Annotated in this window: 11 protein-coding genes; 2 read left to right on the top strand and 9 right to left on the bottom strand. The window is 64.5% G+C overall.

Annotated elements, in window-relative coordinates:
• Positions 1 to 40 precede the first annotated feature (40 nt).
• From BMG00_RS06980 to BMG00_RS06945, 9 genes are all read right to left on the bottom strand, one after another.
• A complete protein-coding gene (locus BMG00_RS06980) occupies positions 41 to 2,380 on the bottom strand; it encodes an aldehyde dehydrogenase family protein (RefSeq protein WP_078573746.1) in 2,340 nt (779 codons plus the stop codon).
• A 7-nt stretch (positions 2,381 to 2,387) separates the two neighbouring features.
• Positions 2,388 to 3,356 carry a deoxyribose-phosphate aldolase gene (gene deoC / locus BMG00_RS06975; RefSeq protein ID WP_078574267.1) on the bottom strand — a complete coding sequence of 323 codons (969 nt, stop codon included), beginning with the start codon at positions 3,354 to 3,356 and terminating at the stop codon, positions 2,388 to 2,390.
• An 87-nt stretch (positions 3,357 to 3,443) separates the two neighbouring features.
• Positions 3,444 to 3,641: a hypothetical protein gene (locus BMG00_RS17475; protein WP_146642568.1), complete on the bottom strand. Its 198-nt coding sequence runs from the start codon at positions 3,639 to 3,641 to the stop codon at positions 3,444 to 3,446.
• 63 nt (positions 3,642 to 3,704) lie between these two features.
• Positions 3,705 to 4,064, bottom strand: a complete 360-nt coding sequence (gene grxD, locus BMG00_RS06970) for a Grx4 family monothiol glutaredoxin (protein WP_078525785.1) — start codon at positions 4,062 to 4,064, stop codon at positions 3,705 to 3,707.
• Between the two features lie 43 nt (positions 4,065 to 4,107).
• Positions 4,108 to 4,350 carry a BolA/IbaG family iron-sulfur metabolism protein gene (locus BMG00_RS06965; protein WP_038144987.1) on the bottom strand — a complete coding sequence of 81 codons (243 nt, stop codon included), beginning with the start codon at positions 4,348 to 4,350 and terminating at the stop codon, positions 4,108 to 4,110.
• Between the two features lie 64 nt (positions 4,351 to 4,414).
• Positions 4,415 to 5,407 carry an FUSC family protein gene (locus tag BMG00_RS06960; protein WP_078573745.1) on the bottom strand — a complete coding sequence of 331 codons (993 nt, stop codon included), beginning with the start codon at positions 5,405 to 5,407 and terminating at the stop codon, positions 4,415 to 4,417.
• Positions 5,408 to 5,509: 102 nt separating this feature from the next.
• Complete coding sequence (gene purL / locus BMG00_RS06955) at positions 5,510 to 7,672, bottom strand: phosphoribosylformylglycinamidine synthase subunit PurL (RefSeq protein ID WP_078573744.1); 2,163 nt, start codon at positions 7,670 to 7,672, stop codon at positions 5,510 to 5,512.
• A gap of 139 nt (positions 7,673 to 7,811) precedes the next feature.
• Positions 7,812 to 8,408, bottom strand: a complete 597-nt coding sequence (locus BMG00_RS06950; RefSeq protein WP_078525779.1) for a hypothetical protein — start codon at positions 8,406 to 8,408, stop codon at positions 7,812 to 7,814.
• Between the two features lie 421 nt (positions 8,409 to 8,829).
• Positions 8,830 to 9,732 carry a LysR family transcriptional regulator gene (locus BMG00_RS06945; RefSeq protein ID WP_078527186.1) on the bottom strand — a complete coding sequence of 301 codons (903 nt, stop codon included), beginning with the start codon at positions 9,730 to 9,732 and terminating at the stop codon, positions 8,830 to 8,832.
• A gap of 158 nt (positions 9,733 to 9,890) precedes the next feature.
• Here BMG00_RS06945 and BMG00_RS06940 point away from each other — a divergent pair, with 158 nt between their 5' ends.
• Together BMG00_RS06940 and BMG00_RS06935 are read left to right on the top strand one after the other, a co-directional pair.
• Complete coding sequence (locus BMG00_RS06940; protein WP_078573743.1) at positions 9,891 to 13,301, top strand: indolepyruvate ferredoxin oxidoreductase family protein; 3,411 nt, start codon at positions 9,891 to 9,893, stop codon at positions 13,299 to 13,301.
• Positions 13,302 to 13,390: 89 nt separating this feature from the next.
• Positions 13,391 to 14,203 carry a glutamate racemase gene (locus tag BMG00_RS06935; RefSeq protein ID WP_078573742.1) on the top strand — a complete coding sequence of 271 codons (813 nt, stop codon included), beginning with the start codon at positions 13,391 to 13,393 and terminating at the stop codon, positions 14,201 to 14,203.
• Positions 14,204 to 14,205: the final 2 nt, after the last annotated feature.

Raw genomic sequence — 14,205 nt, 5'->3', positions numbered from 1 at the left:
CCGGGGGGGAGGCGCGATGCGCCGAGGGGGCAACGCCCCCTCACTCCCCGTATGGCACCCAGATCGTCTTGATCTGGGTCGCGCGGGTCAGGAACGCGCGCCCTTGAGCCTGCGCCCAGTCGCGGTTTTCCATCACCCAGGTCGCCTTCAGGTTCCCGGCGCTTTCCGCCTCGACCATCGCGCGGCCCTCGGGCCCGCCGCAATACCACATCGCGGCCACATCGTCGTGCTGGGCCAAAGTCTTCGCGAGCTCGTCGCGCGGGCCGGTGACGATATTGACCACGCCGCCGGGCAGGTCGGAGGTCTCGAAGACTTGATAGAGATCGGTGGCCATCAGCGGCATCGACTGGGCCGGGACCGCGATCACGCGGTTGCCCATCGCGATCGCGGGCAGCACCAGCGAAGCAAAGCCCAGAAGGGGGGCCGCATCGGGGCAGGCGATACCCATAACGCCCCAGGGCTCGTTCATCGCGACGGTGATCTTGGCGCTTTGCGTCGATTTCACCGCGCCGTCGAGCTTGTCGGCCCAGGCGGCGTAATAGAAGGCGCGCTGCACGGTGGCCTCGGCCTCTTTCGGGTCGTGGCCTGCCTCTTTCAGCCGTGCCGCGAATTCCTCGGCGCGCGCGGCGAGGTTCTCGGCGATGTAGTAGATCACCTGCGCCCGGTTATGCCCGGTCTGCTTGCCCCAGCCGCCCGCCTTATGCGCGGCCTCGACCGCGTTGCGAATATCCTTGCGCGAGCCCAGCGGCGCGAGGCCCAGCTCGCGGCCCTTCACGGCGATCGTGTAGCTCTGCCCGCTATCGGGGCGCGCCTGTTTGCCGCCGATATAGAGTTTCGGCGTGCGGTCGATCGTGGCGGCGCTCGGGGTGTCGGGCGAGGGTTGGGCGGCGAAATCGGGGGTCTTCGCCTCGGGTTTCGCTTTTGGCTCGGGGGTCTTGAGATAGGCCAGCATCCCCTCGCGCCCGCCTTCGCGGCCGAAGCCGCTTTCGCGCATCCCGCCGAAGCCTGCGGCCGCGTCGAATTGGTTGGTGCAGTTGATCCAGACCACGCCCGCCTTCGCCTGCGCCGCGACATCCATCGCGAGCGTCACGTTCTCCGACCAGATCGAGGCCGAGAGGCCGTAGCGCGTGGTATTGGCGAGCTGCACGGCTTCAGAGGGCGTGCGGAAGGTGGTAAGCGTGGCGACGGGGCCGAAGATTTCCTCGACGCTGGCCGGGTTCGCGGGTTCCGCGCCGGTCAGCAGGCCGGGCGCGAAGAACGAGCCTTTCACGGGCAGTTGCGTCTCGGGCTGGACGAGCGTCGCACCTGCGGCCTCGCCCTGCGAGACGAGATCGCGGATGCGCGCGAGCTGGGTCGGATGCACGATCGCGCCCATATCGGTGCATTTATCCAGCGGGTCGCCCACGCGCAGCTTGTGCAGGCGCGCGGTCAGCCGTGCGGTGAATTCCTGCGCGACGGCCTCGGAGACGAGGATGCGCGAGCCCGCGCAGCAGACCTGACCCTGGTTGAACCAGATCGCATCGACCACGCCTTCGACGGCGGCATCGAGATCGGCGTCGGGAAAGACGATGAAGGGGGATTTACCGCCCAGTTCCAGCGTCAGGGCCTTGGCCGTCCCGGCGGTGGCGCGGCGGATGATGCGGCCCACCTCGGTCGAGCCGGTGAAGGCGATCTTGTCGACCTCCGCCTCCACCAGCGCGGCGCCGGTCGCGCCGTCGCCGGTCACGATGTTCACGACGCCTTTGGGCAGGCCGATCTCGGCGCAGATCTCGGCGAGGGCCAGCGCGGTCAGCGGGGTGTATTCGGCGGGTTTCAGAACGACCGTGTTCCCGGCGGCCAGCGCAGGCGCGACCTTCCAGGCCAGCATCAGCAGCGGGAAGTTCCACGGGATGATCTGGCCGCAGACGCCGTGCGGCGCGTGGTTCGGGAATTCCTCGGCCACCAGTTCGGCCCAGCCCGCATGATGGTAAAAATGGCGGATCGCGAGCGGGATGTCGATGTCGCGGCTCTCACGGATCGGCTTGCCGTTGTCGAGCGTTTCCAGCACCGCAAGGAAGCGTGCGCGTTTTTGCAGGTGGCGCGCGATCGCGTAGAGGTATTTCGCGCGCTCATGGCCCGAGAGCCCCGCCCATTTCGGCGCGGCTTTGCGGGCGGCCTTCACCGCAGCCTCGACATCCTCTGGGCTGCCTTGCGTGACCTTGGCCAACACCTCGCCCGTGGCGGGGTTCTCGGTGGCGAACCCATCGCCCGGCTTGGTGAAACCGCCATCAATGAAGTGACCGAAATCGCCACGGTCCTTCAGCCAGGCCATCACCTCCGAGGCACTCTCGGGGGCGGGGCCATAATCCATCGTCTCAAGGATTTCTTTCACGGTCGGCATCTTTCCCTCAGGCGAGTGCGTGGCGGGACGAGGACGCATAGCGCCCGGTGACATGGTGTTCGAGCTGGCGCTCGATATCGCCCAGAAGCGAGCTGGCGCCGATGCGGAACAGGTGCGGCTGGAGCCATTCGGTCCCCATCTCCTCGCGCATCAGGATCTGCCAGGCGAGCGCGTCCTTGGCGGTCTTGAGGCCCCCTGCGGGCTTGAACCCGATCTTGTAGCCGGTCTTTGCGCCGTAATCACGCAGCGCGCGGACCATCGTGAGGCTGACGGGCAGGGTCGCGTTCACGCCTTCCTTGCCGGTCGAGGTCTTGATGAAATCGGCGCCCGCCTGCATCGCGACCATCGAGGCCTTGTAGACATTGCGCAGCGAGCCAAGCTCGCCCGTCGCAAGGATCGCCTTGAGATGCGCGTCGCCACAGGCCTCGCGCATCGCGGCGATTTCGTCATAGAGCGCCTGCCAGTTGCCTTCGAGCACATGGGCGCGGGTGATGACGATGTCGATCTCGGCGGCGCCTTCCTCGACGGCGTAAAGAATCTCGGCCAGCCGCAGGTTCATCGGCATCAGCCCCGCCGGGAAGCCGGTTGCAACCGAGGCGACGGGAATGCCCGAGCCATCAAGCGCGCGCACGGCCGCGCGCACCATCGTCGGGTAGACGCAGACCGCCCCTGTCTGGACCTGATCGAGCCCGAGCCCTTCGAGGATATGATCGGCCAGCGGGCGGCGCGCCTTGGCGCAAAGACGCGCCACGCGGGCTTCGGTATCATCGCCCGCAAGGGTCGTCAGGTCGATGCAGCGGATCGCGTTCACGAGCCAGGCCGCCTGCCACTCCTTCTTGAGGGAGCGGCGCGTGCTCAGTTGAGCGGCGCGCGACTGAGCCGCAGGCGTGTTCACCGCGATACGGTCGAACCACGACAGGTCGAGCGGCATGCCCGGATTGCGCGGCGGATGAAGGTCGATTGTGGGGGAAGTCATGAGCAAACCCGACTGGAGATTTGGCGAAAGGCTAGCGAAGGCCGCGCGATCCTTCAACCATTTGGTCAAAGGCGGTGTCCTGCCGCATCAGGCGATAAGGTTCGGGCAAATGAAGCGAACTGCTTGCGCGGCAAGGACTTTCGGCAACTCTGCTTCGCGCGGCGGCCCAGACAGGCCGGGGCGATGACGTTTGGTAACGATGGTGCGCGGGGGGCTTTCGCGATCTGGCGGATGATCGAGCCTGATTTTGGCGGGCGGCCCCGGGTGCACGATGCGCCCGGCCATGCGCCTCCCACGAATGAAAAAGCCCCGCCGGAGCGGGGCATTTCCTAGGCGATCTGGCCGCGTTCAGGCGTTGGCGGCGCGGATCTGTTCGGCGGCTTCCTTGTTGAAGCTCACGCCCTTGGTCTCGAAGAGCTGATCGAGCTCGCCCGACAGCGTCATCTCTGTCACAATATCGCAGCCGCCGACGAATTCGCCCTTTACGTAGAGCTGCGGGATCGTCGGCCAGTCCGAGTAATCCTTGATGCCCTGACGGATCTCCTGATCGGCCAGCACATTCACGTCCTTGTAGTTCACACCCATGAAGTTGAGCACGCCCGCGACGCGGCTCGAGAAGCCACATTGGGGCATGTCCCGCGTGCCTTTCATGTAGAGCACGACGTCATTCTCGGCGATCTGCTGGGCGATCTGGTCTTGCGCGGTCATCGCTTTGTCCTTTCTCCATCCCGTCTGCGGGATGCGTGTAAATTCAGTCGGGCGCCTTGGTGGTCAGCGCGAGCGCATGCAGCGCCCCGTCCGGCCCGTCCATCGCCCCTTTGAGCGCGGCATAGACCGCGCGTTGCTGCTGAACGCGGTTCTTGCCACGAAAGCTTTCGTCGATCACTTCGGCCGCCCAGTGATTGCCGTCGCCGGCCAGGTCGGTGATCGTGATCTTGGCATCGGGAAATTCCGCCCGGATCAGGGCTTCGATGTCATGCGCTTCCATCGGCATAGATAGGGCTCCTCGTCCTTTGCGGCAAATCTAGGCGGGGCAGCGTCTGGCCGCAAGGGGATGCTCATGCGGTCTCGAGCGGCGGATGCAGGTGCGAGAGGAAAAACATGAGCGCCGCGATCGCCGCACTGGTGAGGAACATCGTGGCCGCCCCGGCGGCGATGACGGGCAGGGAATGGCCCGGCGCGCCGATTTCTCCGGCCAGCAGGAAACACATGTTGATGTCGATTCCCATCAGGCTGGTACGCGGGTGCGCGCGCAGCAGGGCGCCGCCCGCGATGAAGGCGAAGGCGAGGATCAGTGGTGCGGCCGGATCGCCGCCGGTGAGCGGCGCGAGCGTGCGATAGCTGACGGCCGCCAGCACACCAAGCGCCACGCCCGGCACGAGAAAACGCACTGCGGGGCGCGGGTTGGGCATTGAGCCGAGAACCGCCGAGAAGACGACCACCGACAATCCCGCTGCGGTCGCGGCGGGATGACTGAAATGCGCGTCGAGCAAGGTTGCCGCCCCGGTCAGGGTCGCAACCGCCGCCATGCGAATCCAGAGCTGTTGTGCAAAATGCGGATTGGGCCGCGGGGCCATCGGGACCGCACGTGCCGGGGTGAACAGCCAGTTGACGGCAGTAACCGAAGCCACCCCGATCAGCGTGCAATAAACCCGGTCAAGCGCGAGGGGGATCGCCTCGGCTCCCATCCCGAGCGCGGGCATCACGACGACGCCGATGGTGATTGCCATCAGCGTGAAACCATAGGCCCAGTGCGTGCCGATTCTGTAGGCGATGCCGACGCCGATCGCGGCGGTCAGTGCTACGGTCAGTGCGATTCCCGGCACTGGCAGCCAGCGCAGCGCCGCGATCCCGATGCCGGCGCCGACCAGCGTTCCGGCGACGCGCAGTACGGCGCGCAGCGCCATGTCCTCGCGATTGGGTTGGATCACCACCCAGACCGGCATCGCCGCCCAGTAGATATTGCTCAGCCCGAGCCAGCGGGCGAAGGTCAGGGCGAGCGTCGCGGCGAGAAAGAGCCGCGTGGCATAGGCGAGTGTCGATGCGTGCAAGGGGAAATCCTGAGCCGGTAAGGTCCGCGGACAGGTTACCCTGCGCGCGGGCGAAGAAAACTGCCCCCGCGCGCATGGCCGATCTGCATCAGCTCACAGAGATCAGGCGTCGACCGCCGCCTTGAAGGCGGATTTGTAGAGGCTCGAGAGTTCCGCCAGCGGGGCGCTTTCGGAGCCGAAGCTTACCGTGTCGCCGCCGAACCGGCCCACGGTGGCGAGCGGCACTTCGGCCTTGCGGGCAGCGACCATCAATGCCTCGGCCTGATCGAAGGAACACGCCACGAGATAACGGGCCTGATCTTCTCCGAAGAGGGTCGGGATGTCGTCCGCGTCGAGCGTGACGCCGACACCTGCGGCCTCGGCCATCTCGAAGGCCGCAAGCGCAAGGCCCCCGTCCGAGAGGTCCGCGGCGCCCTTGATCAGCGCGCGGTTCTCGCGGAGGAACTCGCCATTGCGCTTCTCGGCGTCAAGATCGACCTCGGGCGCATCGCCCGACTCGATCCCGAAGGCCTCGAATGCCAGCGCGGATTGATCGAGGTGGCCCTTGGTCTCGCCGATCACCATCGCCACGTCGCCTGCCGTGGGCAGACCCGCAATCAGCTCGTCGAGCGAGTTCAGCAGGCCCACTGCGCCGATCGTCGGCGTGGGCAGGATGCCGGTGCCGTCGGTTTCGTTATAAAGCGAGACGTTGCCCGACACGATCGGCATGTCGAGTGCGCGCACGGCGGCGTCGATGCCTTTGATGGCGCCCACGAACTGGCCCATGATCTCGGGCTTCTCGGGGTTGCCGAAGTTCAGGTTGTCGGTCGAGGCGAGCGGCTTGGCACCGACCGCCGAGAGGTTGCGATACGCCTCGGCCACGGCCTGCTTGCCACCCTCAAACGGGTTCGCCTTGACGTAGCGGGGCGTCACGTCGGCGGTGAAGGCCAGCGCTTTTTCCGTGCCATGCACGCGCACCACGCCAGCACCGAGGCCCGGACGGCGCACCGTGTCGCCCATCACCTGCGTGTCGTATTGCTCGTAGACCCACGACTTGTCGGCATAGTTCGGCGAACCGATCAGCGCCTTGAGTGCGTCGATCGCGCCGATCTCGGGCAGGGCCGCGCCAGCGGTCGCCTCGGGCGTCGGCACCCAGGGGCGGTCATATTCCGGCGCTTCCGAGGAGAGCTTCGAGAGAGGAAGATCCGCTTTCACCTCGTTGCCATGCACGATCAGGAAGCGGTCTTCCGCGATGGTCTCACCGACGATGGCGAAGTCGAGATCCCATTTCACGAAGATCTCGCGCGCGATCTCTTCCTTCTCGGGGTTGAGCACCATGAGCATCCGCTCCTGGCTCTCGGACAGCATCATCTCATAGGCGGTCATGTTGGTTTCGCGCTGCGGCACGGCGTCGAGGTTGAGCTGTACGCCCAGGCCGCCCTTGTCGCCCATCTCGACGGCCGAGCAGGTCAGGCCCGCGGCCCCCATGTCCTGGATCGAGATCACGGCGCCGGTCTGCATCAGTTCGAGGCAGGCCTCGAGCAGGCATTTCTCGGTGAAGGGGTCGCCGACCTGAACGGTGGGGCGCTTTTCCTCGATCGTGTCGTCGAACTCGGCCGAGGCCATGGTCGCACCGCCGACGCCATCGCGCCCCGTCTTGGCACCGAGATAGACGACCGGCATGCCGATGCCGGAGGCCGCCGAGTAGAAGATCTTGTCGGCATCCGCGAGGCCCGCCGCGAAAGCGTTCACAAGGCAGTTGCCATTATAGGACGGGTGAAAGCGCACTTCGCCGCCCACGTTCGGCACGCCGAAGCAGTTGCCGTAGCTACCAACGCCCTCGACCACGCCTTTCACGATGTGGGAGGTCTTGGGATGGTCGGGCATGCCGAAGCTGAGGCTGTCCATCGCGGCGATCGGGCGCGCGCCCATGGTGAACACGTCGCGCAAGATGCCGCCAACGCCGGTCGCGGCGCCCTGGTGCGGTTCGATATAGGAGGGGTGGTTGTGGCTCTCCATCTTGAAGACCACGGCCTGCCCGTCGCCGATATCGACGACGCCCGCATTCTCGCCGGGGCCGCAAATGACCTGATCGCCGGTAGTGTGCAGCGTGCGCAGCCACTTCTTCGACGATTTGTAGGAGCAATGCTCGTTCCACATGGCCGAGAAGATGCCGAGCTCGGTGAAAGTAGGCTCGCGGCCGATGATTTCGAGGATACGCTCGTATTCATCGGGCTTCAGGCCATGGGCTGCGATGAGATCGGGCGTAATCTGCGGCTCGTTCATGGGAGGGCCTCCGGGCATCGGGTTTGGGGCACCTATTAGGCCAATCCGTGCAAGGGGAAAAGGGATTTGCCCGACGTTGCGGCAATAAAAAACGCGAGGCCCGGGGGCCCCGCGTTCTCTCAAGGGAATGCGTGTCGCGTTACGAGCGCATGTCGACCTGATTTTCGAGCGAGGTCAGCAGCTCGGAAACGGTCCAGCCGAGCTTGACCTTGCCATCCATCGCGGCGGTCTTGGGTACGTTCAGCTTGAAGAGCGAAACGGTGGTGTCGAGCTTCTCCGAGGTGCGCACGTAGATCGTGTCGTAGGCATCGTGACTCTCGACCTTCTCGATCGAGCCGATCACGTTCCCGTTGACGCTCATCACCGCATCTTCGGCATGGGCCGCAGCTTTCATCCCCGCGATACCAGCTTCATCGGCCAGTTGGTTCTCGGCGGGAATCAGGGTCTCGCCAGCCGAGGTGCTGGGCACGGTGGCGGTGCCGGTGGTCACATCGGTGATGCCGTATTGGTTGGTGAAATCCGACGTGTTGGAGGCGGTCACCGCAGGCGGCGTACCAGCCGAGCTTTCCTGAGCCGGAACGGTGCCAGTGCGATAATCGGCAATGCCGTAATACTGGCCCGCATCGATGTTGCTGCCCGAGACATCAGACAGATTCAGCGCGGAGGCCGAGCCTGCAATCGCGAGAGCGCCGAAGAGGGTGGTCGAGGCAGCGAGAAGTTTTTTCTGGTTGGTCATGTCAATCTCCTTTCGGTTTGGCGTGACATTCAATCACTTGCGCCGTCGTGGCGTCTGGAAAGGCAACGGCGGGGTGGAGGAGAAAGTTCACTGAAATAATTGTGACCTTCCGGCGCTCGGAAATTTTGAACCGGAGCGGAAGTCACGCGTATGGCGCGTTCTTCTCAATCTCGCCTGCGTGAGCGGATGTGAGATTTGACCCTTCGGTTGAGGGCTGCCTCGGGAACGCAGGAGGCTAAGCAAAAAAAAGGCCGAGACGAAGCTCGGCCAAAGTCCAACAGGGAGGTAGAAGGTGATGCGCCAAGAAGCGCGTCCAACCCTTCTTCGCCTCATTTATGGGCGGTTTGTAAACGCATCAAGGGAAAACATGCTGCATGCGCAACATGTCCGCTATGCGTTGCGGTAATGTCGCGGTGCAACCTTAGGTTGAATCGCCTGCCTGTTGGCGGCGATAGGACAGGATTTCTTCCTGGATGAAGTCGCGGAACGCGGTCACCCGGCGCGAGGAGCGCAGCTCTTCGGGATAGGCGAGGAAGATCGGAATCTCGACCGATTCCACATCCGGCAGTACTTGCTCGATGCCGGGGAAGTCGGCGGTCAGATAGTCGGGCAGGATGCCGACGCCGATATGGTTGAGTACCGCTTGCAGCACGCCGAAATAGTTGTTCACCGTCAGCGTCGAGCTTTGATCGAAGGCCAGGACCTGCCGCGCAAGCTGTGCGCCCGCCTGAACCTGCGGAGTGCGCGGCGTCTGGCAGATCAGTCTATGGTCTTGCAGGTCCTCGATCTTTTCGGGGCGACCGGCTTTCGCAAGATATTCCGGCGTCGCATAGAGCCGCATGCGGATATTCAACAGGCGCTTGCGGATCAGGTCTGCCTGTGCCGGTTCCTTCATGCGGATCGCGACATCGGCCTCGCGCATCGGAAGGTCGAGCACGCGTTCTTCCAGCATCAGGTCGATCTTCAGATCGGGGTATTTCTCGTAGAGCTTGGTCAGGCGTGGCGCGAGCCAGAGTGTGCCGAAGCCGGTCGTGGTCGTCACACGCAGTTCGCCGAAGACTTCCTCTTCGCTGTCGCGGATCCGCGCAGAGGCGCTGTCGAGCTTTTTCGCCATCGCCGAGGTCGCCTCGAACAGAAGTTCTCCCTGCTCGGTGAGAATCAGTCCGCGGGCATGACGGTGAAACAGTGTCGTTCCGAGCGCCTCTTCGAGCGCGCGAATCTGTCTGCTCACGGCAGATTGAGAAAGATGCAGCGCATCACCGGCATGGGTGAGAGACCCCGCATCGGCCACTGCGTGGAAGATTCTGAGCTTATCCCAATCCATTCCGGTCACTTTCGGTTCGTCGCGAAGACTGCCTGCGCAAGTTTCTTTACATTACTCCGGGCGATTTAAGAAACCGCTTCGTAACTATTTTTCGCTTTCTAGGTCAGAGTTTGTGACCTATCATCGCCCTATGCCCAATTAGCAAGGGGAGGTGCTTAATGGGAAGGCAAGAAATATCCCTCGCGGATCGGTTTGACCTTACGAAATCTCCGGTTTTGCTGAACGGGACGCAGGCTTTGGTGCGTCTGGTTCTGGCTCAGGCAGCGCGCGACAAGGCGGCGGGCCTGAATACGGCCGGCTATGTGACCGGCTATCGCGGTTCGCCCCTGGGGGCGGTCGATTTGCAGATGGCGCGCGCGCGAAAGGTGCTTGAAGAGAGCCAGGTTCGCTTCGAGCCGGGCCTGAACGAAGACCTCGCGGCGACGGCGCTTTGGGGCTCGCAACAGGCGGAGCTGCGCGGCGAAGGAAAATATGACGGCGTCTTCGGCCTCTGGTACGGCAAGGGGCCGGGCGTGGACCGCTCGGGCGACGTGATGCGCCACGCGAACATGGCGGGCACCTCGCCCCATGGCGGCGTCATCATGGCAATGGGCGATGACCACACGGGGGAATCCTCGACCGTGCTGCACCAGTCCGACTGGGCGATGGTCGATGCTTATATGCCGGTTCTGTCGCCCGCAGGCGTGCAGGAAATCCTCGATTACGGGCTTTACGGCTATGCGCTGAGCCGTTTCGCAGGGGTCTGGGTCGGTCTCAAGACGATGAAGGACACGGTCGAGGCCACGGCGGTCGTCGATGGCGATCCCTTCCGCCAGCAATTCGTGTCGCCTGAGTTCAAGATGCCCGAAGGCGGGCTGAACATCCGGCTCGGCGACACGCCGGTCGCGCAAGAAGCGCGGATGATCGATTACAAGCGTTTCGCGGCCGAGGCCTTTGCCCGCGCGAACCGCATCGACAACCGCGTCTGGGGCAAGCCGGGCGCGAAGATCGGTCTGGTGGCGGCAGGCAAGAACTGGCTCGATCTGGTTCATGCGCTCTCGCTTCTGGGTATCGACGAGGCCGAGGCCGAACGGCTTGGCATCACTACCTACAAGATCGGCCAGACCTTCCCGCTCGACATGGAGAGCTTCCATGAATGGGCCGAGGGGCTGGAGCTGATCATCGTCGTCGAGGAAAAGCGCAAGCTGATCGAGGTGCAGGTCAAGGAGGCGATTTTCGACGATCGCCGGGGCCGCCGCGTCTATGGCTGGCACAAGGGCGACAATTGGAAGAATGGCCGCCAGGTAGAGCTGTTCCCGACGCGCTACGCGCTCGACCCGGTGATGATCGCGCGAAAGCTGGGCGACATCTTCATCGAGGAAGGCCGGGGCACGGACGCTATCAAGGCGGGCATCGCCAAGATCGAAGCCGCGCAGCGCGCCGACAACGCGCCCGAGATCGCGACGCGGACGCCGTGGTATTGCTCGGGCTGCCCGCATAACAGCTCGACCAAGGTTCCCGAGGGTGAGCGCGCCTATGCCGGGATCGGCTGTCACTACATGGTGCAGTGGATGGGCCGGAACACCGAAGGTTTCACCCATATGGGCGGCGAGGGCGTGAACTGGGTCGGCGAGGCCCCGTTCTCGACGCGCGAGCATATGTTCCAGAACCTCGGTGACGGCACCTATAACCACTCGGGCGCGCAAGCGATCCGGGCGGCTTTGGCGGCAGGCACGAATATCACCTACAAGATCCTGTTCAACGATGCGGTCGCGATGACCGGCGGGCAGGAGAACGAGGGCGGCCTGACCGCGCAGCAGATCGCCGCCGAGATCGTGGCGATGGGCGTGAAGCCCGTCGTGGTGGTCTATGACGAGAAGGAAGAGTTGGACCTGTCCACCTTCCCGGCAGGGATCGAGAAGGTCGAACGCGCCGAGTTGATGCCGGTGCAAAAGCGGCTGGCGAAGACCAAGGGCGTCTCGGCGCTGATCTATGTGCAGACCTGCGCGGCCGAGAAACGCCGCCGCCGCAAGCGCGGCCAGTTCCCCGACCCGGACAAGCGCGTCTTCATCAATACCGATGTCTGCGAAGGCTGTGGCGATTGCGGGGTGCAGTCGAACTGCGTCTCGATCGTGCCGGTGGAGACCGAGCTTGGCACCAAGCGCGCGATCGACCAGTCGTCGTGCAACAAGGACTTCCGTTGCCTCGACGGGTTCTGCCCGAGCTTCGTGACGCTCAAGGGGGCGAAGGTGAAGAAGGCCAAGGCGCAGGCGCTCGACCTGCCCGATCTGCCGCAACCTGCACTGCCCGCGATCGAGGGCACGCATAACCTCGTGATCACCGGCGTCGGTGGCACGGGTGTGGTGACCGTGGGCGCGGTGCTGGCGATGGCGGCCCATATCGACGGCAAGGGCGCGGGCATGATGGAGATGGCCGGTCTCGCCCAGAAGGGGGGCGCGGTGCATATCCACCTGCGGCTCGCGAACAAGCCCGAGGATATTTCGGCGATCCGCGTGGCCGTGGGCGAGGCCGATTGCGTGATCGGCGGGGATCTGGTGGTCTCGGCGGGCGCCAAGACGCTGGGCCTGATGACCACGGGCCGCACCGGTGCCGTGATCAACAGCCACGAGATCGTCACCGGCGAGTTCACCCGCAACCGCGATTTCCGGCTGCCGGGCGAGCAGCTCAAGCTGAGCCTTGAGGCGCGGTTGAAGGACCGTGTGGCCTTTGCCGATACCTCGGAGCTGGCGCGGCGGATGCTGGGCGACTCGATCTACTCGAACATGGTCGTGCTGGGGGCCGCGTGGCAGCAGGGATACATCCCGCTGACCCATGAGGCGATCTTCCGTGCGATCGAGTTGAACGGCGCCAAGCCCGAGGAAAACAAGCGGGCGTTCGAGCTGGGCCGCTGGGCGATGGCCTTCCCCGAGGAGGCCGCGAAAGCGATGGCGTCGGAGGTCGTGAAGGCCCCCGTCGATCCGATCGAGTTCCGTGCGAACCATCTTGTGGACTACCAGAACAAGCGCCTTGCCAAGCGTTTCCGTAAGTTGGTGGATGGTGCTCCCTCTGAACTGCGCGAGGCGGTCGCGAAGGGCTATCACAAGCTTCTGGCCTACAAGGATGAATACGAGGTCGCGCGGCTCCATCTGGAAACGGCGGAAAAGGCGCGCGCCGAGTTCGAGGGCGATTTCGAGATGCACTTCCATCTCGCCCCGCCGATCCTGTCCAAGCAAGGCCCGGACGGCCGCCCGAAGAAGCGTGAATTCGGCCCCGGCATGGAGCGTAACTTCCGTCTTCTGGCCAAGCTGAAGGGCCTGCGCGGCACTCCGTTCGACATTTTCGGCTACTCGGACGAGCGCAAGATGGAGCGCGCCCTGATCAGGCAATACGAGGCCGACATGGCCGAAGTGCTGCCCAAGGTCACCCCCGAGACGCTGGAGATCGCGCGCGAACTGGCCGAACTGCCGCTGAGCATCCGGGGCTTCGGCCCGGTCAAGGCACAGGCCGAGCATATGGCGGCGAAGCGGCGCGAGGAACTGCTCGCGGCGTTCCGCGAAGGCGGAAGCCCGCAGGCCCTCGCGGCCGAGTGACTTAAAAGGCGTTTCTTTCGCGAAAACTTGGGCGTAAATGATGCCTACCCGGTGCAATTTCTGCACCGGGCTTTCGCGCGGGGAGTGCCATGGCGGTAGGTGTGTTCGATTCGGGTCTGGGCGGGCTGACGGTCTATGATGCCTGCGCGAAGCGACTGCCCGACGTGGCCTTCTGCTATTACGGCGACAATGCCCATGCACCTTACGGGGTGCGCGATGCCGATGACATCTTCAACCTGACCTGCGCGGGGGTGGAGCGGCTCTGGGGCGAAGGCTGCGATCTGGTCATCCTCGCCTGTAACACGGCCTCGGCCGCCGCGCTCAAACGGATGCAGGAGACCTGGATCCCCGAGGGCAAGCGCGTGCTTGGGGTTTTCGTGCCGATGATCGAGGCCTTGACCGAGCGCAAATGGGGCGACAATTCCCCGCCGCGCGAAGTGGCCGTGAAGCATGTGGCGCTGTTCGCGACGCCCGCGACGGTAGCCTCGCGCGCGTTCCAGCGCGAGTTGGCCTTCCGCGCGATCGGCGTCGATGTCGAGGCGCAACCCTGCGGCGGTGTTGTCGATGCGATCGAGGCGGGCGACGAGATCCTCGCCGAGGCGCTGGTGAAAAGCCATGTCGAGGCGCTCAAGCGGCGGATGCCGCATCCCGAGGCTGCAATCCTTGGCTGCACCCATTACCCGCTGATGCAGAAGACGTTCCAGGAGGCGTTGGGCGCGGGCGTGGATGTCTATAGCCAGGCCAATCTGGTGGCCGAGAGCCTTGCCGACTATCTCGAACGCCGGCCGGAATTCATCGGATCGGGAACGGAGTCGAAATTCCTGACGACCGGTGATCCGGCCTCGGTCTCGAGCCACGCGACGCAGTTCCTGCGCCATCCGATCCGTTTCGAGGCGGCCTGAGC

The organism is Thioclava marina, assembly GCF_002020135.1.
GTDB classification, from domain to species: Bacteria; Pseudomonadota; Alphaproteobacteria; order Rhodobacterales; family Rhodobacteraceae; genus Thioclava; species Thioclava marina.
This window is presented reverse-complemented; position numbering and strand designations above follow the sequence as displayed.

Bases quoted from the DNA above. Each gene is read 5' to 3' on its own strand.
- BMG00_RS06940 (WP_078573743.1), top strand. From the start codon at position 9,891: ATGGGAAGGCAAGAAATATCCCTCGCGGATCGGTTTGACCTTACGAAA.
- deoC (WP_078574267.1), bottom strand. From the start codon at position 3,356: ATGACTTCCCCCACAATCGACCTTCATCCGCCGCGCAATCCGGGCATG.
- BMG00_RS06965 (WP_038144987.1), bottom strand. From the start codon at position 4,350: ATGCCGATGGAAGCGCATGACATCGAAGCCCTGATCCGGGCGGAATTT.
- BMG00_RS06980 (WP_078573746.1), bottom strand. From the start codon at position 2,380: ATGCCGACCGTGAAAGAAATCCTTGAGACGATGGATTATGGCCCCGCC.
- grxD (WP_078525785.1), bottom strand. From the start codon at position 4,064: ATGACCGCGCAAGACCAGATCGCCCAGCAGATCGCCGAGAATGACGTC.
- BMG00_RS17475 (WP_146642568.1), bottom strand. From the start codon at position 3,641: ATGGCCGGGCGCATCGTGCACCCGGGGCCGCCCGCCAAAATCAGGCTC.
- BMG00_RS06945 (WP_078527186.1), bottom strand. From the start codon at position 9,732: ATGGATTGGGATAAGCTCAGAATCTTCCACGCAGTGGCCGATGCGGGG.
- BMG00_RS06950 (WP_078525779.1), bottom strand. From the start codon at position 8,408: ATGACCAACCAGAAAAAACTTCTCGCTGCCTCGACCACCCTCTTCGGC.
- BMG00_RS06935 (WP_078573742.1), top strand. From the start codon at position 13,391: ATGGCGGTAGGTGTGTTCGATTCGGGTCTGGGCGGGCTGACGGTCTAT.
- purL (WP_078573744.1), bottom strand. From the start codon at position 7,672: ATGAACGAGCCGCAGATTACGCCCGATCTCATCGCAGCCCATGGCCTG.